The organism is Halorussus salinisoli, from assembly GCA_005239435.1.
Taxonomy (GTDB): domain Archaea; phylum Halobacteriota; class Halobacteria; order Halobacteriales; family Haladaptataceae; genus Halorussus; species Halorussus salinisoli.
In genome coordinates, this window is sequence record ML241305.1 from 692,410 (window position 1) to 712,511 (window position 20,102).

Annotated in this window: 18 protein-coding genes and 1 pseudogene; 7 read left to right on the forward strand and 12 right to left on the reverse strand. The window is 65.1% G+C overall.

Annotated elements, in window-relative coordinates:
• Window positions 1-42: 42 nt before the first annotated feature.
• Window positions 43-2,709 carry a PAS domain S-box protein gene (locus tag E2484_RS03515; protein ID WP_137283830.1) on the reverse strand — a complete coding sequence of 889 codons (2,667 nt, stop codon included), beginning with the start codon at window positions 2,707-2,709 and terminating at the stop codon, window positions 43-45.
• 263 nt (window positions 2,710-2,972) lie between these two features.
• A complete protein-coding gene (locus E2484_RS03520) occupies window positions 2,973-3,323 on the reverse strand; it encodes a thioredoxin family protein (protein ID WP_137283831.1) in 351 nt (116 codons plus the stop codon).
• 184 nt (window positions 3,324-3,507) lie between these two features.
• On the opposite strand from E2484_RS03520, the gene mutS reads away from it, so the two are divergent.
• Entirely contained in the window at window positions 3,508-6,084 is a 2,577-nt protein-coding gene (gene mutS, locus E2484_RS03525; RefSeq protein WP_137283832.1) for a DNA mismatch repair protein MutS, read from the forward strand.
• Window positions 6,085-6,093: 9 nt separating this feature from the next.
• Here the strand turns inward: mutS and E2484_RS03530 are convergent, their stop codons facing one another.
• Window positions 6,094-7,074: a DMT family transporter gene (locus tag E2484_RS03530; RefSeq protein WP_137283833.1), complete on the reverse strand. Its 981-nt coding sequence runs from the start codon at window positions 7,072-7,074 to the stop codon at window positions 6,094-6,096.
• A 217-nt stretch (window positions 7,075-7,291) separates the two neighbouring features.
• Between E2484_RS03530 and E2484_RS03535 the strand changes: the two genes are divergently transcribed.
• Complete coding sequence (locus tag E2484_RS03535; protein ID WP_137283834.1) at window positions 7,292-8,086, forward strand: helix-turn-helix transcriptional regulator; 795 nt, start codon at window positions 7,292-7,294, stop codon at window positions 8,084-8,086.
• A 9-nt stretch (window positions 8,087-8,095) separates the two neighbouring features.
• On the opposite strand, the gene nucS is transcribed toward E2484_RS03535, so the two are convergent.
• A complete protein-coding gene (nucS, locus tag E2484_RS03540) occupies window positions 8,096-8,836 on the reverse strand; it encodes an endonuclease NucS (protein WP_321111706.1) in 741 nt (246 codons plus the stop codon).
• Window positions 8,837-8,904: 68 nt separating this feature from the next.
• Window positions 8,905-9,539: pseudogene (locus tag E2484_RS03545) on the reverse strand (DUF6735 family protein).
• Between the two features lie 337 nt (window positions 9,540-9,876).
• Between E2484_RS03545 and E2484_RS03550 the strand changes: the two are divergent.
• On the forward strand, window positions 9,877-10,824 hold the full coding sequence (locus E2484_RS03550; RefSeq protein ID WP_137283836.1) for a TSUP family transporter: 948 nt from the start codon (window positions 9,877-9,879) through the stop codon (window positions 10,822-10,824).
• Between the two features lie 181 nt (window positions 10,825-11,005).
• Here the strand turns inward: E2484_RS03550 and E2484_RS03555 are convergent, their stop codons facing one another.
• From E2484_RS03555 to E2484_RS03560, 3 genes are all read right to left on the reverse strand, one after another.
• Complete coding sequence (locus E2484_RS03555; RefSeq protein WP_137284053.1) at window positions 11,006-12,004, reverse strand: sulfite exporter TauE/SafE family protein; 999 nt, start codon at window positions 12,002-12,004, stop codon at window positions 11,006-11,008.
• Window positions 12,005-12,006: 2 nt separating this feature from the next.
• Window positions 12,007-12,162, reverse strand: a complete 156-nt coding sequence (locus tag E2484_RS24725; RefSeq protein WP_170977227.1) for a DUF7512 family protein — start codon at window positions 12,160-12,162, stop codon at window positions 12,007-12,009.
• Between the two features lie 384 nt (window positions 12,163-12,546).
• Window positions 12,547-12,921, reverse strand: coding sequence for a winged helix-turn-helix transcriptional regulator (locus E2484_RS03560; protein ID WP_137283837.1), 375 nt, complete (start codon window positions 12,919-12,921; stop codon window positions 12,547-12,549).
• Between the two features lie 177 nt (window positions 12,922-13,098).
• Here E2484_RS03560 and E2484_RS03565 point away from each other — a divergent pair, with 177 nt between their 5' ends.
• The 4 genes from E2484_RS03565 (at window position 13,099) to E2484_RS03580 (ending at window position 17,169) form a co-directional block, all read left to right on the forward strand.
• Window positions 13,099-14,118 (forward strand): AIR synthase family protein, encoded by a 1,020-nt coding sequence (locus tag E2484_RS03565; protein WP_137283838.1) that lies wholly within the window; start codon window positions 13,099-13,101, stop codon window positions 14,116-14,118.
• 134 nt (window positions 14,119-14,252) lie between these two features.
• Complete coding sequence (locus E2484_RS03570; RefSeq protein ID WP_137283839.1) at window positions 14,253-14,618, forward strand: DUF5518 domain-containing protein; 366 nt, start codon at window positions 14,253-14,255, stop codon at window positions 14,616-14,618.
• An 890-nt stretch (window positions 14,619-15,508) separates the two neighbouring features.
• Window positions 15,509-16,783, forward strand: a complete 1,275-nt coding sequence (locus E2484_RS03575) for an orc1/cdc6 family replication initiation protein (protein ID WP_321111808.1) — start codon at window positions 15,509-15,511, stop codon at window positions 16,781-16,783.
• Window positions 16,784-16,854: 71 nt separating this feature from the next.
• Window positions 16,855-17,169, forward strand: coding sequence for an ASCH domain-containing protein (locus tag E2484_RS03580; RefSeq protein WP_137283841.1), 315 nt, complete (start codon window positions 16,855-16,857; stop codon window positions 17,167-17,169).
• Between the two features lie 130 nt (window positions 17,170-17,299).
• Here the strand turns inward: E2484_RS03580 and hisE are convergent, their stop codons facing one another.
• From hisE to E2484_RS03600, 4 genes are all read right to left on the reverse strand, one after another.
• Window positions 17,300-17,614 (reverse strand): phosphoribosyl-ATP diphosphatase, encoded by a 315-nt coding sequence (hisE, locus tag E2484_RS03585; RefSeq protein ID WP_137283842.1) that lies wholly within the window; start codon window positions 17,612-17,614, stop codon window positions 17,300-17,302.
• The gene (locus tag E2484_RS03590) at window positions 17,611-18,063 is read right to left on the reverse strand and encodes a bifunctional nuclease family protein (protein ID WP_137283843.1); all 453 of its coding nucleotides are present in this window, start codon (window positions 18,061-18,063) and stop codon (window positions 17,611-17,613) included. The genes hisE and E2484_RS03590 overlap by 4 nt, the downstream gene beginning before the upstream one ends.
• Window positions 18,064-18,401: 338 nt before the next feature.
• Window positions 18,402-19,016 (reverse strand): pyridoxal 5'-phosphate synthase glutaminase subunit PdxT, encoded by a 615-nt coding sequence (gene pdxT / locus E2484_RS03595; RefSeq protein WP_137283844.1) that lies wholly within the window; start codon window positions 19,014-19,016, stop codon window positions 18,402-18,404.
• Between the two features lie 45 nt (window positions 19,017-19,061).
• Window positions 19,062-20,081, reverse strand: coding sequence for a phosphotransferase family protein (locus E2484_RS03600; protein WP_170977228.1), 1,020 nt, complete (start codon window positions 20,079-20,081; stop codon window positions 19,062-19,064).
• Window positions 20,082-20,102: the final 21 nt, after the last annotated feature.

Consider the following 20,102-nt stretch of genomic DNA (forward strand, 5'->3'; position numbering starts at 1 on the left):
CTTCGGGCTCGAGAGTAGTTGGCGATTCAGTTGTGGTGTGGATTAATCGGTTCCGCTCTCGGTCGTGGTCACGTTCTCGAACTCGAACTGCGCCCCGCCAGCGTCGCTTTCCGTCACCTGGCAGTCCCACCCGTAGACCTCGGCCAACTCCTTCACGAACGCCAGTCCGAGCCCCGTTCCCCCCGTCTCGGACGCGGTCGTATAGCCCTCCCGAAAGACGGTTTCACGCTCATCTGGCGGGATTCCAACTCCGTCGTCGGCCACGTAGAATCCAGTCGAGAGTTCGCCGACCGTGACCGTGACGTCGCTCCCGCCGTGCTCGACCGCGTTGTCGAACAGGTTTCGGAACAGGTGGTGGACGTACGTCTTGTCCGCGTGAATCGTGTCGTCAATCGCGACCTCGAGCGCCGCGTCGGGCGCATCCACGTCGTCCCACGCATCGTGTGCAACGTCCCCGAGTTCGACCGGCGTGCGCTCGCCCACGGCCTCGCGGCCCCGGGTCAACACCAGCATAACGTCGATCATTTCCTCGATCCGGTCGAACGCCTCCGTGACGTACTCGACCGCCTCCGGGTACGTCTCGTTCGGCAGTTGTCGACTGTAGATCTGACCGATGTTGACGGGATTCCGGAGTTCGTGCGCCAGCATACTGGCAAACTTATCTAACCGCTCGTTCTGGCGCTGGAGGCGACGCTCGCGCTCAGTCCGCTTGAGTGCGGCCTCCGCAGTCGCCGCGACGAGTTGCACGAGGTCCTGAGCGTTCATCTCGAACGTCTCCTGATCTGCCTCTGTGACGGCGAGGACGCCGTAACTCCCGAGCGGAACCAACATCGTTCGGCGGTCGCCAGTCACCGTTTCGGGCGTGATAGATTCGGTAAACTGCGTTTTGCCTTCCTGAAAACTCCGCCAGACGGGCGAGTCTGCTCCGGCACTGAGCGACGCCAATCGGTTCGTATCCGACTCGGCCTCGAACGACGAACTCACCGGTTCCAGCGCGCTCTCGGCCGCGTCGAAGCGGTACACGACCGCGTCGGACAGTGCGGCGTCGTCCGTCAGCGTTTCTACGATGATGTCGCCGATCTCCGTCTCGGTCTCCGTGTTGAGCAATCTGCGCGTCGATTCCTGTAGCGCGGTGAGCGTCTGCTCGCGTTCCTTCCGTCTGATCGCGGAGATGGTGTGACTGATTGTCTCGCCCAACTCGCTCATCACGGCGATTTTGCGTTCGTCGAAGGCGGACTCGCTATCGGCGTACACCGTCAAAATGCCGTACTCGGCCTCGTTGTACACGAGCGGGACCGTAAGCGCCGACCCGTAACCCGCTGCGAGCGAGGCCTCTCGCCACGGTTCGCCGCCGCAGTCGGTTTGGAGTCGCTGTACGGGTTGGGGCGTCCCCGTCTCGAGTGCGGTCGCTCCGACGCCTTTCTCCGTTCGCTCGGCAGTGTCCGCGTCCGCCGTCCGAATCGCGTCCAGATACGCCTCGTCGATGCTGGCCGACGCTCGCGGCGTAACCTCTTCGTAGTCGGCGGTGTACTCGGCGGTCCACGCGGCCGAAAAGGGCTCAGACGCCGCCAACCGATCGCACACCGCCTGTTCGACCTCCTCGCGCGAGGTGGCCGAGACGAGCACCTGGTCGATGTCTCGGATGACCGCGTTGATTTGGTTGAGTTCGTCTAACTCGTCGCGCTGGTCGCGGAGTCGTTGTTCGTACTCGTGGCGCTCGGTCATGTCCCGGGTGACTTTTGCGAACCCACGGAGGTCTCCGTCGTCGTCATGGAGGGCCGTGATGATGACGTTGGCCCAGAACGTCGATCCGTCCTTGCGGACGCGTTCGCCTTCGTCCTCGACTCGACCGTTTTCGTGTGCTTTTTCGAGATTCTGTTCGGGACGGCCTACCTCTTTGTCCGCCTCGGTGTAGAACGTCGAGAAGTGTTCACCGATGATCTCGTCGTCATCGTAGCCTTTGAGCTGTCTCGCACCCTCGTTCCACGTCTGGACGATTCCGTCGGTGTCGAGGAGGAAGATGGCGTAGTCTTTGACCTCGCGCACGAGCGTCTCGAATCGTTCTTTCTGCTCGCGGAGTCGTTGTTCGTACTCGTGGCGCTCGGTCATGTCCCGGGTAACTTTGAGGAACCCTTGGAGGTCGTCGCCGTCGTAGAGGGAGGTGAGCGTGATGTTTGCCCAGAACCGCGAACCGTCCTTCTGGACACGCCAGCCCTCGTCTTCGACACGGCCGTCGTCAGCCGCTATCGCGAGATTCCGGTCGGGGACGCCCGCTTCTCTGTCCGCCTCGGTGTAGAACGTCGAGAAGTGCTGGCCGACGATCTCGTCTTTCTCGTAGCCTTTGAGCTGTCTCGCACCCTCGTTCCACGTCTGGACGTAACCATCAGGGTCGAGGACGAAAATCGCGTAGTCGGTGACTGCCCCGACGAACTCGTCGAACTGCACTCGTTCGATTCGAGACTCGTCACCGTCCGGAGTGGTCTGGGGTTGCTCGGTCGGTCGCCACCAGATTCGTTCGTTTGCACCGACTGTCCGGGTCCCGAGTTTGCCTCGGTCAGCCAGTTCTTCGAGATTGCTGGCGGCAACGCGTCGAGTAGCGTCTAGTTCGTCAGCGACTTCGGACGTCGTGAGAGGCGTTCCTGAAGTGTCCCTCGTGAACACAGTAAGTATCTCGTCGAGTGTGTGTTTCGAGGGCCCTGACGTTCCCATAAGCCGTAGTAGACTGCTCGACCTATAAAATCACCCTGAAAGACGACTTCAGTTACCGTATCGCTCCTCCGACTTCTGATTCGTTTCCCTCTGAATCGAGTGACCTTTGCCGAACCCGTACTCCGTCAGGTGTCCCAACGAAGTCACGAGAACTGATATCACCCGAACAGACGGTAGCACGCGTCCGGTGTCCTCCCGTCGTGGCTGTTCGTCGTGAATTACTCGAGTTTCGAGAACGGACGCCGATTTCGAGAATCGCGCGACTACGCCTCGCCTCTCGACTCTACGAACTCGACCACTGCCTCGGTCTGCTGGAACCCCTCGGCGAGTCGTCCGACGAGTTCGCCGTCCTCGAAGAGGAGGAGCGTGGGAACGCTCCGGACGTCGTACTCCTCGACCAGTCGGGGGTCGTCGCGGGGGTTGAGCATTCCCACCGCGGCGTCGGTCACGCGAGCCACGTTCCCCACGACCGGCTCGATAGCCTGACAGAGCGAACAGCCCTTGGTGTAGAAGTCCACCAGCACGAGGTCGTGGTCGGCGACGAAGGCGTCGAGGTCGTCGGCGTCGTCGAGGTGGACCGGCTTCTCGGAGGCCGCTGAAGTTGCGTCGGTCATGTTCAGTCGTACGTCGTCGGTAACTGTTAGCCCTTCCGCCCACGGCCGATTTCGTGCGTCTTTTCCGTGGTGACAGTCGAGCACGCTCCCCGTTTCGAAACACCCGCCGCGCTGGACGAGAAAACCCAATCCCCTCGTCGGCTTCCGATTCCTATTTTTGGCTCGGGCCACTTTAGATTCACTCATGGACGCGGCGCTGGGGCCACCCGAGAAGATGGCCGAGAACGAGGACGACCTGACGCCGATGATGAGTCAGTACTTCGAGCTATGCCGAGAGTACGACGACTCGCTCGTGCTGTTTCAGGTGGGGGACTTCTACGAGACGTTCTGCGACGCCGCCGAGCGAACCGCCCGACTGCTCGAAATCGCGCTGACCCAGCGCGAGGACTCGACGGGCACCTACCCGATGGCGGGCATCCCCATCGACAACGCCGAGTCGTACATCGAGACCCTGCTCGACGCGGGCTACCGGGTCGCGGTCGCCGACCAGGTCCAGGAACCCGAGGAGGCCTCCGGCGTGGTGGACCGGGCCGTAACGCGAATCGTGACGCCCGGGACCCTGACCGAGGACGAACTCCTCGACACCGACGACAACAACTTCGTCGCCTGCCTCACGGAGGACCCCGACCGCTACGGTCTCGCCCTGCTCGACGTGTCGACCGGCGACTTCTACGCGACCAGCGCGCGCCGGGCCGACGCAATCGCCGACGAGGTGAGTCGGTTCGGCCCGGCCGAGGCCATCGTGGAACCCGGTACCGACGCCGACCCCTTCGACGCGGACTGCATGGTCTCGCCCTACGACGCCGAAGCGTTCGACCACGAGGCGGCTACCGAGAAGGTCGAGGCGTACTTCGGGTCGCCCGACACCCTGCTCGCGGCGGACTCGGAGGTCCGGGCCTGCGGTGCCCTGCTCGCCTACGCCGAGTACACCCGCGGCGGAGAAGACGACCGCCTCGACTACCTCAACCACCTGACGCGCTACGAACCGCGGGAGTACATGCTGTTGGACCGGGTGGCGCTCTCCAGCCTCGAACTGTTCGAGCGCCGGACGGTCCACGGCGACGCCGACGTGACCCTGCTCGGCGTGCTGGACGAGACTTCGTGTGCGCTCGGAAGCAGGAAACTGAAGGACTGGCTCCGACGCCCACTGCTCGACCCCGACCGAATCGAGGCCCGACTCGACGCGGTAGAGGAGTGGACCCACGACGTGCAGGCCCGCGAGGAGGCCCGGAACCTGCTCAGGGACGTGTACGACATCGAGCGTCTCGTCGCCCGCATCTCCAGAGGACGAGCCAACGCCCGCGACTTGCGGTCGCTGAAGGCCACACTCGACGTGGTGCCCGAACTGAAGGCCGCGATGGCCGACTTCGAGTCCGAACTGCTGGCCGAACTCCGGGGGAGTCTCGACGAACTCGCCGACGTTCGGGACCTCGTGGACCGCGCCATTCGGAAGAACCCTTCGCGCGAAATCACCGAAGGCGACGTGATTCGGTCGGGGTACGACGACGAACTCGACGAACTCCGACGGACCGAGCGCGAGGGCAAGGCGTGGATAGACGACCTGGAGGAACAGGAGCGCGAGCGAACCGGCATCGACTCGCTCAAGGTGGGTCAGAACTCGGTCCACGGCTACTACATCGAGGTCACGAATCCGAACCTGGATTCGGTGCCCGACGACTACAACCGCCGCCAGACGCTCAAGAACTCCGAGCGGTTCTACACTCCCGAACTCAAACAGCGCGAGGACGAGATTCTGCGGGCCGAGAGTCGGGCCGACGACCTCGAACACGAACTGTTCCGCGACGTCCGCGCGACGGTCGCGGCCGAGTCCGAGCGCGTGCAGGCCGTGGCCGACGCCCTCGCCGAGTTGGACGTGCTGGCCGCCCTCGGGGAGGTCGCCGCCACGCGCGACTACGCCCGACCCGAAATCGGCGGGGACGGCATCCACGTCGAGCGGGGCCGCCACCCCGTCGTGGAGCGCACTCAGCAGTCGTTCGTGCCCAACGACGCCCACTTGGACTCGACGGCCTCCTTCGCGGTCATCACCGGCCCGAACATGTCGGGGAAGTCGACGTACATGCGGCAGGTCGCGCTCGTCACCGTCCTGGCCCAGACCGGGAGTTTCGTCCCGGCCGCCGAGGCCCGAATCGACCCTGTGGACCGCATCTTCACCCGGGTCGGCGCGAGCGACGACATCGCCGGCGGTCGCTCCACCTTCATGGTCGAGATGACGGAACTCGCCTCGATTCTGGAGAGCGCGACCGACGAGTCGCTGGTACTGCTGGACGAGGTGGGCCGGGGAACCAGCACCACAGACGGTCTCGCCATCGCCCGCGCCGTGACCGAACACGTCCACGACGAGGTGGGCGCGCTGACGCTGTTCGCCACCCACCACCACGAACTCACCGAGACCGCCGACGAACTCCCGCGGGCGTTCAACCTCCACTTCTCGGCCGACCAGACCGGCGAGGAGGTCGTCTTCGACCACGACGTGCGCCGCGGCGCGGCCACGGCCTCCTACGGCGTGCAGGTCGCCCGCGAGGCCGGAGTCCCGGACGACGTGGTCGAGCGAGCGCGCGACCTGCTGGCGGAGGCGGAGTCCGCAGACGTGGAGGCTTCTGCGTCCGACCCGCCACCGCAGGCCATCGCCGACGGCCCGGAGGACGAACTCGCCGCCCGCCTCCGCGAGGTGGACGTGGCGACGATGACGCCGCTGGAGGCGATGAACGAACTGGCCGAGTTGAAACGCGAAGTGGAGTGACCCGCCCGGTCAGTCGGATTCGCAGACGTGCTGGTCGTCGGTCGGACGCCCGCCGTCGGTAAGCGCGCGGTCGGCGAACGGAGACCGGAAGAGTCCTCGAACGTCTATCGACTCGCTGCCGAGAACCGCGAACCCGGCGAAGATGGTGAGGAAACCGGCGACCGCGAGCGACGAGACGTTCTCGCCGAGCAGTGCCCACCCGCCGAGCGTCGCCACGACCGGCACGAGGTAGAAGACGAGATTCGCGCGAATCGCGCCGGTGCGGTCGAGGAGTCCGAAGTAGGCGATGTACGCCAGCGCGCCGGCGAAGATGCCGACGTACCCGAGCGCGGCCAGCGCCTCCGGAGTCCACGTGACGGACGCGACCGACTCGCCAGCCGACCAGCTCAGGAGGTGACAGAGCAGCGCGCCGAAGGGCAACCCCCACGCAGTGCGGACCGTACTCGACAGTTCTCCGTCGGCCCACCGAATGAGGACGCTCCCGAGCGCGCCGCTCACCGCGCCCGTGAACAGGATCGCCTTGCCGACCGCGTCGCCGCCGAGCAGGTTCGCCGGGTCGGGGCTGACGACCAGACCGACGCCGACGAGACCGAGGAGCATTCCCGCGGCCCCGCGAGCCGAGAGACGCTCGTCCGCCAGCAGAACGGCCGCGAACACCGGCGTCAGGATGGGGTTGAGGCTGAAAACGATAGAGGCGACGGCGCTGGTGGCGTACTGCTGGCCGACGAACAGCAGGGCGTTGGCCAGTCCGATGGCCAGAACTCCGGTCGCGAGGATGCCAGCAGCGTCACCCCGCGTCCGCGGGAGTAACTCGTCGCGCGACGTCGTAAGCACTGCGTACCCCAGCAGCACCGTGGCCGCGACGTCGAACCGTAGCGCGACGAACAACAGCGGCGGGAAGTAGTCAAGGCCGGCCTTCGCGGCGACGAACGTCCCGCCGAAGAGGACGCTGACGGCCGCGAAGAAGACGAGGGTGCGGCGTTCGACCACGTTCACGCCACCTCCCTGCGTATCGCGTGCGCCGGACCTGCGAGGAGCGGCGCGTCGAGAGAGCGTATCATAGAGTACTGTAGGAGCGCCGGGGTTATAGTTTCGTTCAGAAACTATTTCACGGCAAGAAATAACCGTGAGTCGGCCGGAGGCTTCGAGTCGTGAAAGATTTTCACGGTGCGAAAACGGTTTACTGCGAGGGGACCGAGTATCGGCTATGGAGTCTGCGCTGGAGGAAATCGAGTTCCTCGCGCTCTCGCCCAATCGAGTCGAAGTGCTGCGACTGCTCGCCGCCGACCGCCACACGCGGAGCGACCTCGCGGCGGCCACGGGCGCGTCGCAGGCGACGCTCGGCCGTATCCTCGGCGACTTCGAGGAGCGGTCGTGGATACGCCGCGAGGACGGCGAGTACGCGGCGACGGCGACGGGGCGACTCGTCGCCGAGGGGTTCACCGACCTGCTGAATATCCTCGAAATCGAGGGGGAACTCCGCGACGTCGTGCGGTACCTCCCGACCCACGCGATGGACTTCGACCTCCGGCGACTCGCGGACGCAACCATCACCGTCCCGAGTCAGACGCGGCCGAACGCGCCCGTCCAGCGCGTACTCGACCTGCTCGGCGGCGCCGACGAGATCCGGGTGTTCTCCCACGCGTTCAACGAACAGAGCCTCGCGCGGATTCGCGAGCGGACGACCGCCGGGGAGGGAACGTTCCGGGGCGTCTTCTCGCGGAGCGCCATCGGCGCGCTCGCCGACGATCCGGGGTTGCGCGAGCAGTTATCGTCGCTACTCGACGCCGACGGTGTAGCGATACGGGTCCGCGAGGAGGGAATTCCGCTCGCGGTGACGGTCGCCGACGAGGTGGTCCACCTGCTGTTGCGCGACGGGAACGGCGTCCTGCAGGCGTCCGTGGACACCGACGACCGGGCCGTGTACTCGTGGGCACAGGACACGTTCGACCACTACTGGCGGACGGCGGCCCCGCTCGAACCCGACGAGTTTTCGACCTGAGCGGTGCCGTCACTCCGGCGGGCCGAGCGAGACGAACTCCAACCCGTTCTCGGCCAGCAGGTTCCGGGCGCGCTCCGTCACGGAGGGCGCGACCAGGAACCCGCGAATCTCGGCGTCGGCGTGGAGTTCGCGGTCCAGCGTCTCGACGTATCGCGAGAGCTGACCAACTGCATCGGGACCCACCCGCTTGCGCTTGAGTTCCACGACGACCGTCGCGCCGTCGCGGTCCTCGCCGTAGATGTCCACCGCGCCAGCGGGCGTCTCGCGCTCGATGGCGAGCGGTCGGAACCCGGCTTCCACAAGGTCCGGGTCGTCGAGGATGCGCTGGCGGAGGTCCTCCTCGGTACCCGTCAGCGCGAGGTCGTTGCGGTCGGTCACGTCGAAGGTCGAAATCCGCTCGACCTGCTCGAACGCGACGACCAGTCGCTCCTCGGGCGAGGTCCGGCGGCTTCGAATCCGAAACTCCCCGTCCTCGACGCCGACCTCGTGGCTACACCCCGGCGGTTGCCAGTTGACCGGCTTTTGCCCCTCGTCCGTGTGGACCAGCGCGGTACCGTCGGGCTTGAGGACGACCAGTCGGTCGCCGGGACCGAGCGTGCTGGCGGCCCGACCCTCGTACTCGACCGTACACCGGCCGAAGACGGTCGTCATGGCCCCGCGGTCGATCGCCGCGGCGACGCGGTCGCGTGCCGTGGCGGGGTCCGGCCGGTGGAGAGTCCCGCTCGCCGAGTCGCCGTCTGCGATTGTCACTGGGTCCGAGTAGGCGACGAGCGCACTAAAGCGGCCCGTGTCGCAGAGATGGAAGGTTCCCGGTAGCGTCAGTCGGGCAGTATCACCGTCCGGTCGTCGGCCCACGTCTCGACGCGTTCGGAGAGGCAGTCGGTGGCTTGCTCGCGGGCGAGCGCACTCCGGTCGACCATCTCGCCGACGACGGCCTTGGTCCCGCGGAACCAGCCTCGGAAGTAGTCGGCGTTTCCGGGGCGGGCCTCGACGAGTGCGCCGTGCCCGACCGTCTCGCTCCGCTCGACGGTCTCGCTGTCGACTTGAGGCCGAACCAGCAGACGTGGAAGGCCGTCGTCCGGTAGTCGGTCCCGACGCGATAGAACGCCTCGTGGTGGAGGAAATCGAGATAGTTCGCGGAGACGTCGGACAGCGAGACGTCGGTTGCTATGGGTTCGGAGTCCACCGCGAAGGCGGTCTCCGCGGCGAAGGGGTCGTCGGCCGAGAGGCGGTTCGAGAGCGCGAAGTCGGCCCCGCCCCAGTGCGAACGGTGGAGGTCGTAAGTGGCGTCGCAGGTGGTCGGGAGGTCGTCGGACGAGTCGGTTCGGTCGCCGGTCGAGGGGTCCGTATCGTCGGTCGAATCGTGGCTATCGTCGGTCGAACCGGTGTGTTCGTCGGTCGAGTCGGCGGGGTCGTCGTCGCGGCGGTACGCGAGGAGTGCGCGGTGTCCCATCGCCGCGAGTTCGTCCCGTCCTCGGATTTAAACGTTCGTCCGGGGTCGGAGCACGCACGAGAACTATCCCGCCAGAAGATAGCTAAATATGTCTTAAACACGTATACTCTTTCATTAGAAGATTGTATAGATTGCTCCATCCGACCAGTGACTTCGCCGAGAGACGGAAAGGACTGCCGGCGTCTACGACGCGGCATTCGCATCGATTCCGGACGGCGACGCCGCGGACCCGCCGAGACGCGGGTTGCGCCGTCGTTCCTTCGTACCCGTTCTCGGAGAAGGTTTCCGACGGCTACTCTCCTTTTGACGTTCGGTGCGTAGTCCGGAGTAACCGCTCATGTCTACGACTACGAGTGCCGAGCGATTCGTCGGCAATCTCACCGACTTCCGGTACCGGGAAGTACTGATGACTGGCGCGACGGCCGCCATCGTCGTCGGCGCAGTCGCGCTGTTTCCCGGCGTCGAAAGCGTCTCGAAGGGTATCGACGGGAACCTGACCGCGTGGCAACTGGCACTCTTCGTCCTCCTGCCGGTCGCAGCAGGCGCGATAAAGGGCACCATCGGCTTCGGCTACGCGCTCATCACGACGCCCATCTTCGCCACGGTCATCGACCCGACGATGGCCGTGGTGGTGCTTGCGATTCCGCCGTGGATGATAAACGTGTTTCAGGTGGGCGAGACCGACACCGGACTCGGCTACGTCCGTGAGCGATGGTCGCTCATCCTCCTCGCGCTGGTCGGCTCCATCGTCGGCGTGTTCTTCCTCGACACGTTCAGCACGCATCCGGTGGTGCCGTTCCTCATCGGCCTGCTGATTCTGGGCTACGTGGGCTTCGAGGTGGCGAAGAACTTCGTCACGGTCGAGAAGGCCCACAACCCGCTCGCGCTCGGGAGCGTCGGCCTGCTGGAGGGCTTTCTCCTCGCCGCGGCCAACCTCGGACCGCTCCTGCCTGCGTATCTCCACACCTTCGAGCGCGACACCGAGCAGTACGTCGGCGGCCTCTCGATGGTGTTCACCTTCGTCTTCACCGCCCGTATCGTTCAGATGGCGCTGTTCACCGACCTGCTGACGACCTATCGCCTCTGGCTCGGCTGTGCCCTCGCAGTCGTGACCCTCGTCGGCCTGTTCGCGGGCACGTATCTCCGCCGGACGGGCGTGGACGAAGACCGGTTCAACTGGCTCGTGGTGGGCCTGCTGTTCGTCATCTCGCTCAACATCTTCTCGAAGACCGGTCCCGCAGTGGCGGCCTCGGTCCGGAAAGTTCTCCCGGCACTCGTCCCCTGACAGCCGAGGCGTGCCGCCCGTGCGCCGCTCGATTTCGACTAACTTCCGCACTCTCTCGGAGGACGCGCCGTGCTCGCCCGGAAGGTCGCTCGGAAAGCGTTCGGTCTCGGGTGGCGGTACCCGTCGACTGGCGTACGGTGTGATAAATTAGTTGACGCGATAGCAAATCTGTCTCGCAGCGTCAGTCGGCAGTCGCGGGGGTAGTCGTCTCGTCTTCCCGCAGGCTCTCGATGCTCGCCCAGACCACGGCCCCGCTGACCAGCAGCGCCGACCCGAAGATGAGCGCCATGCTGAGTCGGTTCAGCAGTTCGATTCCGTAGGCGTTGCCGAGGTTCTTGCTCGCCACGGCGGCCCCACCTGCCAACAGCATCGCGGCGAAGTACTCCGTGATTTCGTCTTCGTCCACGAGCGTCGTCGCGGCAGCACCGACGCGGGCACCCATCGCGCTCCCCGCCAGCAGGGGCAGGACGATGGAGAGGTCCACCGCGCCGGACTCGGCGTAGGTGAACGCGCCGAACGCACCCGAGGCGGTGATTTGGAACACGTCTGTTCCGACCGCGACCGCGGCAGGGACGCCGAGGCCGTACATCATCGCGGGCATGAGTAGGAATCCCCCGCCGACGCCGAGGAAACCGGAGAGAACGCCGATGAACACCGCGATGGCGAGCGTCAACCAGAGAGACACCTCCGCGCCGCCCTTGATGGAGACCATCGGCGGAATCCGAACGGACTGGAGTTTCCGGGCGAGCGCCGACTCCTCGTCGTCGGCCCCGTCGGCGTCCTCCTCGCGGGCGTCTCGGAGCATGAACAGACCGACGGTCGTCAGCAGGCCGATGTACGAGAGGCTCACGACGATGTCGGCCGAACCGAGTTCCTTCAGGAGGTAGACGAACTCCTTTCCGACCTCGATGCCGGCGGTCATACCCACGATGAACATCAGGCCGAGTTTGTAGTCTACCTGTCCGTGGTCCCGGTGCCGGAGCGCCGCGATGACGGAGGTTCCGAACACGAAGGCCAGTCCACTCCCGACCGCAGTCGTCGAGTCGTACCCCATCACGAGGAGTGCAGGCGTGACGAGGAACGACCCACCCATCCCGAAGAATCCGAACAGCGTCCCGACGAGCAGACCAAAGCCGACGAAGAGACCGAGTTCAGTCGCCGCGATGCCGAAAAGTTCCATCGTCACGACGATCCTCCTCCGAGGACCCGTCGGACCGTCCCGCTCAGTGCGGTCGTCATCGCTCCATAGCCGGCGTAGAGGGCTATCGCCTCCCCGAGAACCGTGCCGACGTCGGCCACGGCCCGTTCGGCCGGACCGAGCGTTTCGAGACCGATCATCGCTCTGTCACCGTAGTTGTGTACGGTTGTGTCGTAACCATGAATATCTACGGCTCAAGCCACGGTCGTTTAATAGTTTTGTGGAACTCGTGCAATATAGTATTCGCGATGGATTGGCATCACGTCGCGTATCCAAGGCATAACCTATCGGATATCGGACGTGGAAAGGAGTCGATAGCCTCCGGGACGTCGAAAGAGGCACTCGATTTGTGTCCACACCCCAATACCGAGCCGTCTCGGGAGCGCGCTGATACGGAATCGCGTGAGAAGCGTGCTTCTCGCGGGCGCGCGAAGTACTTATTTAAAATACCAGAGGAGAGTAACCCAAGGTACTGTCGCTGGACAGTCGCTGGCGACCCATGCCGGAACGACGCTCGGTCTGACTCAGGCGATAGCTTCGTCTTTGTCCTCGGCCGAGTGGAGGTGTTCCATCCCCCAGTCGAGCATCTCGAAGATCAGGGTCTCGAGCGACTCGCCCTGTTCGGTCAGCGAGTAGTTGACGCGAACCGGCTTCTCGCTCACTATCTCTCGGTCTACTAACTGCTTGTTTTCGAGATCCTCCAGACTGTCCGACAGGACCTTGCTGGAGATGCCGTCTACGTCCTCTTTGAGTTCGTTGAACCCCATCGGTCCGCCTTCGAGCAGTCGATGGATGACCACCGGGTGCCACTTCTTGCCGATGAGCATCGCGGTCGCGGTAATCGGACACCACTCCTGGCCAGCGCACCAGACGGGGAGTCGGTCGGTCGCGTCGGTCATAGACGAGGGTACTCTGGCGATAGTTAAAAAGTTACCTCCACTCATTTAGTTACCGATAGTAACCGACTTGGAGAGACGCCGTCGAGTAGAGACCACGGTGACTCCCGTTCCACCAACGTCGTCGCTAGTTCCGTCCAAATCACCACCGATTTGTCCGCGCCGACGCAATCTCCGCCAATGACCGACCTTGGCAAGGTAGACCGCGAGTTCTTCGACCGGCACATCTACCCCCACCTCGGAGCCGACCGAGACGACGTGCGCCTCGGCCCCGAACACGGCGTCGATTTCGGCGTCGTGGAAGTCGGCGGCGAGGCGGTCGTCCTCGCCAGCGACCCGCTCTCGCTGGTCCCGGCGCTCGGCTTCGAGAAGGCGGCGTGGTTCGCGGTCCACGTCGCGCTCTCGGACGCCGCGGTGTCCGGAATCGCGCCCTCCCACCTCGCGGTCACGTTCACCCTCCCGCCGGAGATGACCGACGGCGAGTTCGCTACGGTCTGGGAGACCTTCGACCGCGAGGCGAGCGAGTTGGGCGTCAGCATCGTCACGGGGCACACCGCCCGATACGGCGGATGTCGGTACCCGTGGGTCGGCGGCGCGACCACCCTCGCGGTCGGCGACCCCGCGGACCTCGTGCGACCCGACGGCGCGAGTCCGGGTGACCGCCTGCTGGTCACCAAGGGTCCCGCGGTCGAAGTCGCGGGCTTTCTGGTGACGCTCTTCGAGGACGCCGTGGACCTCCCGGAAGCGACGATTACCGAGGCCAAGGAGCGATTCTGGGACATGAGTCCGGTCCGGGACGCGCTGACCGCCGCGGCGGCCGGCCCAGTCACCGCGATGCACGACGCGACTGAAGGCGGACTTCAGGGCGCGCTGGTCGAACTCGCGCGGGCCGGTGGGGTTCGATTGGACGTGGACTCGGACGCAGTGCCGATTCTCCCCGGCGTCGAGGAGTCGTGCGACTTCTTCGGCATCAACCCGTGGGCCGCGACCAGCGAGGGGACGCTCGTCCTGACGGTCGAATCCGACGGCGTGGGCGACGTGCTGGCCGCGCTGGAGTCGGAGGGCATCCCGGCGGCCGAAATCGGAGCAGTGCGAGAGGGCGACGGCGTCTTCGTGGACGGCGAGCAGGTGGAACATCCGGAGGTCGACCCCTCGTGGGCCGTCTTCGAGGAGTACGCCGAGAAGGTAGGGTTGGAGTAGGTGAAACTGTAGTCGGTCGGACTGGAACAAGCGACTGCGGGAGGTAGGACTGGAATAGACGCGACTGGAGTGACCTCTCGGTCGTCGCGCTCGGCTTCAATCCTTATGTCTACGCAGAACGTATATCTGCGGAGATGACCAACTGGTACGCAGTCGTGGTCGGGTTCGTCGTCATGACCGTGGTCGGCGTCGTCGGTCTCGCTATCCCCGGTCTGGGTCAGCTAACTGCGGGTCTCGTCGGCGGATTCGTCGCGGGATACATGGCGGCAGGCAGCGCGGGCCGAGGGGCGTGGCACGGCCTCGTCGCCGGGTCGCTCGGCGGTATCGCCGTCGCGCTGATATTCGGCTTCGCGGTGGCCGTCCTCGGCACGGCCGGTCTCGGACCGTTCGGCCCACTGCTCGGCGGTGGCGTCCTCGTCGTCGGCGTCGCCATCACGCTGGTGATGGGCCTCGAAAGCGCGCTCGCCGGGGCAGTGGGCGCGTGGGTCGCCGAGGAGTGAGCGAAAGTCGGTCTCTCCGTGTCGAGGGCGAACCGGTGGACCTCACCTCTATCGATTTGTAGCGCCGATCAGACGAGACGTCGTAGCGCGAGTCCGGTAGGACGTGGCACGCCCCTCTATCGAAGTGTTTCGCCGGAGGAGACGTTCTATCGGCTAGACACCTCTATCGAAGTGTTGGAAACGGGGGAGAACTCGGACGGAGACACCTCTATCGATGTGTTCCGGAGTCGAGGGTACGCTTCGAAATCGGGATACGCTCCGTAGTCGGGGCGAGCAGTCGGACAGACTCCGATTCGTGTCCCTTACTTCGAGATTACGTACAGGGTAGACCAGTCGTTACGCACGGAGTAGAACACATCGAACACTTCGATAGAGGTGACTGTGAGGTCTGTGAAAGTCTTCGAGTTCGAGCGGTGGTATTACAGCAGAGCGACGGCGTTCCCGGCCGACCACCACAGAGTTTACGCTCGAGAAGGCGACCAGCGACCTGACCCGTCCCTCCACCCCACCCGACCCGGACGAACACTTCGATAGAGGTGTCTCTGTCCGTGGAGACACGGTCTACGACAACCGGACCGGTTCTACGGCAGCGAACACATCGTCGGACCCGACCGAAACTCGGGGGCTACGCCACCGAGAGAGGAGAATCCTGTACTGGAGCGAAGTATGCACGCGGAAAACACATCGATAACGGCAACGTTTAATGGGCTGACCGAGACGCCCGAAGCATGGATTCCGACGCCCCAGTTGGAAATATCGAAGAGGGGGACGCTTCTCTACGCGACACCGAGGTCGATTCGCTCTCCACGGAACCGCGAGTCTCGGAAGAGGACGCGGATGCAGTCGAAGAACCGTCCGAGACCGGGAACGGGTCGAAGTCGATAGAGGAGATGCTTCTGGACTTCGACGAGCAGCAGTCGCTCATTCGGAACCGGTCGCTGCTCAATCCGAACGAGGTCGTCGAAGAGGAACGAATCGTCGGCCGCGACGAACAGTTGACGCAGGTCACGAAGATGCTTCGCGTCGCAATCGGCGACAATCGACCGCCGAATCTCTTTCTGTACGGTCCGTCGGGGACCGGGAAGTCGCTCATCATCAACGCGGTGTGTAAGAACATCGGCCGCCTCTGTGACAACCGGGGAATCCGGTTCGGCGTCATCGAGATGAACTGCCAAGACATCGGCACGCTCGGGTCGGCCGTCTACGAACTCGCGCGGAAGGTCGCCGACGAGGCGGACGTGCCCCTCGAAGTTCCACAGCACGGCGTCTCGACCAAGGAGAAGTGGCGCGAACTCTACCGACTGGTCAACCAGAACTACGATACGGTCGTGTTCGTCCTCGACGAACTCGACATGCTCGTCGGTCGGCGTGACAAGGACCAACCCGCGTTCTCGCGCCTCCTCTATCAGCTCTCGCGGGCCGGGTCGAGCAACGACATCACGGCGCAGGTCTCGATTGCCGCGATTACGAACGACACGAAGATGCTCGAATCGGTGGGGAGTCGGGCGCTGAGTTCGTTCACCCCCGAGGACGTTCACTTCGACGACTACGACGCCAACCAGTTGCGAGCGATTCTCCACCACCGAGAAGACGCCTTCTACGACGACGTTCTCGAAGACGACGTCATCCCGCTCGCGGCCGCGTTCGCCGCCCAGACTCACGGTGACGCGCGGAAAGCCATCGACCTGATGCGGGTCGCGGGCGACCTCGCGGAACGGGAGGGGGCAGACCGCGTCACCGAACAGCACATCCGGAAAGCGCAGGACAAGGTGGAACGAAATCGCGTCCTCGAAGTGACGCGCGGAATCAGCACCCAGAAGAAGCTCTGTCTGTACGCGACTGCGGCCGTGGCAAACGAGAGCGGAAACAGTTCCGCCAGGAGTACGACGGGGTATCAGGTCTATCGCTTCCTCACCGACACGCTCGACACCGACCAGTACCACCAAGAGACCTACGTGAACAAGATGAAGGAGCTAACGACCTACTCCATCGTCGAATCCGAGCGCAAGAGCCACGGTCCTTCCTCCGGGATGTTCATCGAGTTCACCTTCAACGAACAACCGGAGACCATCATGGAGACGCTCCGCGAGGACTCGCGTCTCGGCGACCTGTCGAGAAACGAGGCGACGGCCGTCGTTCGGGCGCAACTCTCGAACGGCGGGTGACCTGCCGCCGCGACTTCCGCGAGGCGTAGCCCTACCCAACGGTTTTGCGTCCGTGGTCCGAACCCCCGGCCATGGCGACAATCGACGCCGACTCCCTGCTTCCGAACGAGCGGATGCGCCGCGGCGCACTGGCCGGACAGATATCCCAGATTCACCGCGGCGACCGGTACGCCGACGAAGGCGACCGGTTCGAGGTGGACGGCGAGTCGTTCGAGGTCGTGGAAGTCCGCGAGCGAACGCTCGGCGACCTGACCGACGAGGACGCCCGAAAGGAGGGAATGGCCGACCTGGAGGAGTACCGCGAGATACTGAACCGGGTCCACGACGACTTCGAGTGGTCCGACGACAGCGACGTGGTTCTGCACCGATTCGAGAAGGTGGCGTAGAGCATCGGTACGTCTCCAACTCGAAGGAGTCTACGTCTACAGGCCGACGCGCGAGCGGGCGCACCGACCGTAAGCAAACCTATTTGTTTATCTAAGGAACGGATATATTGCCGAAAGAATTGCGGAGTTATTAGCGGCGCTCGCGTAGCTCCGCCCGCAGGTCCGCGAGGTCCATCTCCTTCATCGAGAGCAGGACCAACAGGTGGTAGACGATGTCGGCGCTCTCGTGGGCGATCTCCTCGCGGTCGTCGTCCTTGGCGGCCAGCAGCAGTTCCGTCGTCTCCTCGCCCAACTTCTCCAGCACCGCGTTCTCGCCCTTCTCGTGGGTGAACAGCGAGGCGGTGTAGGAGTCCTCGGGCAGGTTCTCCTTGCGGTCTTCGACGATTGCGAACAGTTCGTCGAGTACGGCGTCGGTGTCTTCGGAAGCGGTCGATCGTTCGCTCATGGTCCCAGTTCCGCCACCTCTCGGATGTCCTGCAACTGGTCGAACTCCTCGCGCTCTCGGCGGCCGGACTCGAACACGTCGGCCTCGACCTCGATCGGAGCGTTCGTCCGGGCCGCCAGCGCCAGCGAGTCGCTCGGTCGGGCGTCCACCACCGTCTCACCGCGCGGCGTATCGATGTGGAGATCCGCGATGTAGGTGTTGTCCTCCAGCGACGAGACGACGACGCTGGTGACGCGCCCGCCCAGTTCCTCCACGAGGTCGAGCGTCAGGTCGTGGGTCAACGGCCTGCCGATGTCCTCGGCCTCCATCCCGCGAGCGATGCTGACGGCCTCCTCGAAGCCGATGAAAATCGGGAGTACGCCCTCCTCGTCGTCGGGTGCGAGCACGACGACCGGAATCGGCCCGTCGTCGGTCATCGCCACGCGCACCGCGTCGATGTCGGCGTCCATGTGCGTACCGACGAGAGCCAGAAAGAAAAGTCTGCCCTACTGGAAACCGTAATCGGAACGACCGCCGAGAACAGCGAACGCGCCTTCTCGAAAGCCCCGCCGCTTCGAGACTAAACAGACGGCAAGGAGGAAACCGTAGTCGAAAACGCGTTTTAGAAAGCCCCCGCGCGGTCGCGGTCGCTCTGCGGGATATTCTCGCGCCTCACCTGCGGTTCGGCGCGTCGAATAGTGGCCCGGCAGAGACGACCACGTAAACGCGAGCGCGCGGCCCCTTTCAGTCCACCCAAACTGGCGTTTGTGGGGCCGAGCGCATCCCGAAGGGTGGGGCGAAATTCGCGTTACTGATCGGAGGTCGAGCCGTCGTCGCCCTCCGCCTCGAACAGTCCGAGTCCGTGAATCCGGGAATCGGGCGTCAGTTCGGGGTGGAACGAGGTGCCGACGACCGGCCCGTCCCGGACCGCGACCGGTCGGCCGTCCCACTCCGCGAGGACCTCGACGCCCTCGCCCACGTCGCTGATGAGCGGCGCGCGGATGAAGACCGCCGGGAACGGTTCTTCGAGCCCCTCGACTTCCAGCGGGGCCTCGAAGCTGTCTTTCTGCCTGCCGAAGGCGTTGCGTTCGACCGTCACGTCCGCGATTCCGAGGGTCTCGACGCGGTCGTCTCCCGCGTCGGTCGCGGCCACGATGAGGCCCGCGCAGGTCGCCAGCACGGGCTTTCCGGCCTCGACGTGGGCGACGATCTCCTCGGCGATGCCCTCGTCGTGGAGCAACCGCGAGATGGTGGTCGATTCCCCGCCGGGCAGCAGCAGCAGGTCGCAGTCGGGGACCGTCCCGGCGGTCCGTATCTCCTCGACCGTCACTTCGCGGTCGTGGGCCGCGCCGGCGCGCCGGACGGCCTCGGCGTGTTCGCTCACGTCGCCTTGCACCGCGACGACGCCCGCTTTGAGAGTCATGCCCGCGAGTAGGGATTCGGGGCGCAAAAGTGGCGCGTCTTCGCGTCACCCGACCCCATACGTGCGCAGGGCCTCGCGGTGCTCGCGGGCGCGAGCGTCCACGGCCGTCTGCCCGCGACCGGCCATCTCCTCGTCGAGGTTGACCATCAGTCGCAGGCGAGCGCCGAACCGACAGCAACGGCGATGAGTCTCGAACCCTTGCCGGTCGAGGACGTCGGGGTTCACCGACCGGTAGGCGTCGTAGAAGCGTTCGCGGAGGTGGCGTTGGCGGTCTTCGCCGACCTCCGGCCAGTCGAGCAGGATGGCCTCGGTCACGGCGAGGTCGTGGACGGCGGGCACGGCGGTGGGCGTCGCCCAGTCGATGACGGCGTTGGTCGCTCCGGTTTCGGGGTCCACGAGCAGGTTGCCGAGTCGGTAATCGCCGTGGGTGAGCACGGGGTCGAAGGGGCCGTACTCGAGGAGTTCGTCGGCGAGGATTCGAGCGTGCGATTCGAGTTCCCGGCGGAGGTCCGCGAATCGGGTGTCTTCGAGCCGCTCGACGTTGTGATTCAGCCACGCCTCGAAGTAGGTCGGCCAGTCGGAGAACTCCCGGACGTAGCCGAGGTCGTCCGCGCCGCGCTCGACGCCCAACGTCCCCCAGCCGTCGGCCGGAAAGGCGGCGTGGAGGTCGCCGAGGTAGCGACCCCCGTCGGCGCAGACCCGCTCGAAGACCTCCGGCGCGAGTCCCTCGGGCCCGGAGTGGAGGTTCAGCCCCGGAACCGCATCGGCGAGGAAGTAGGGGTCGCCATCGAGGTGGCCGGTGGCCCGGACCGTCGGGACCGGAATCTCCGTTCGCTCGGCCACGGCGTCGAGCAGGTGTGGTTCGGCGCGACACCCGGCCGCGAAGTGGTGGTCGCCGACCTTCAGGAAGAGTCCGCGGCGGTCCTCCTCCGCGCTGAGGACGATTCTGTAGACGGAGTTCTCGCCGTCTTCGACCGGCGTCACCTCGCGCACCTCGGCGTCGGGGAGGTCGGCGGCGACCACCGCTCGGACTTCGTCGTCGTGGTCCTCGTCGCTCGCTGGCACGCCCGGCGCTACGGTCACTCG

Bases quoted from the DNA above. Each gene is read 5' to 3' on its own strand.
- E2484_RS03515 (WP_137283830.1), bottom strand. From the start codon at position 2,709: ATGGGAACGTCAGGGCCCTCGAAACACACACTCGACGAGATACTTACT.
- E2484_RS03520 (WP_137283831.1), bottom strand. From the start codon at position 3,323: ATGACCGACGCAACTTCAGCGGCCTCCGAGAAGCCGGTCCACCTCGAC.
- mutS (WP_137283832.1), top strand. From the start codon at position 3,508: ATGGACGCGGCGCTGGGGCCACCCGAGAAGATGGCCGAGAACGAGGAC.
- E2484_RS03535 (WP_137283834.1), top strand. From the start codon at position 7,292: ATGGAGTCTGCGCTGGAGGAAATCGAGTTCCTCGCGCTCTCGCCCAAT.
- E2484_RS03550 (WP_137283836.1), top strand. From the start codon at position 9,877: ATGTCTACGACTACGAGTGCCGAGCGATTCGTCGGCAATCTCACCGAC.
- E2484_RS03555 (WP_137284053.1), bottom strand. From the start codon at position 12,004: ATGGAACTTTTCGGCATCGCGGCGACTGAACTCGGTCTCTTCGTCGGC.
- E2484_RS24725 (WP_170977227.1), bottom strand. From the start codon at position 12,162: ATGATCGGTCTCGAAACGCTCGGTCCGGCCGAACGGGCCGTGGCCGAC.
- E2484_RS03560 (WP_137283837.1), bottom strand. From the start codon at position 12,921: ATGACCGACGCGACCGACCGACTCCCCGTCTGGTGCGCTGGCCAGGAG.
- E2484_RS03565 (WP_137283838.1), top strand. From the start codon at position 13,099: ATGACCGACCTTGGCAAGGTAGACCGCGAGTTCTTCGACCGGCACATC.
- E2484_RS03570 (WP_137283839.1), top strand. From the start codon at position 14,253: ATGACCAACTGGTACGCAGTCGTGGTCGGGTTCGTCGTCATGACCGTG.
- E2484_RS03575 (WP_321111808.1), top strand. From the start codon at position 15,509: ATGCTTCTGGACTTCGACGAGCAGCAGTCGCTCATTCGGAACCGGTCG.
- E2484_RS03580 (WP_137283841.1), top strand. From the start codon at position 16,855: ATGGCGACAATCGACGCCGACTCCCTGCTTCCGAACGAGCGGATGCGC.
- hisE (WP_137283842.1), bottom strand. From the start codon at position 17,614: ATGAGCGAACGATCGACCGCTTCCGAAGACACCGACGCCGTACTCGAC.
- E2484_RS03590 (WP_137283843.1), bottom strand. From the start codon at position 18,063: ATGGACGCCGACATCGACGCGGTGCGCGTGGCGATGACCGACGACGGG.
- pdxT (WP_137283844.1), bottom strand. From the start codon at position 19,016: ATGACTCTCAAAGCGGGCGTCGTCGCGGTGCAAGGCGACGTGAGCGAA.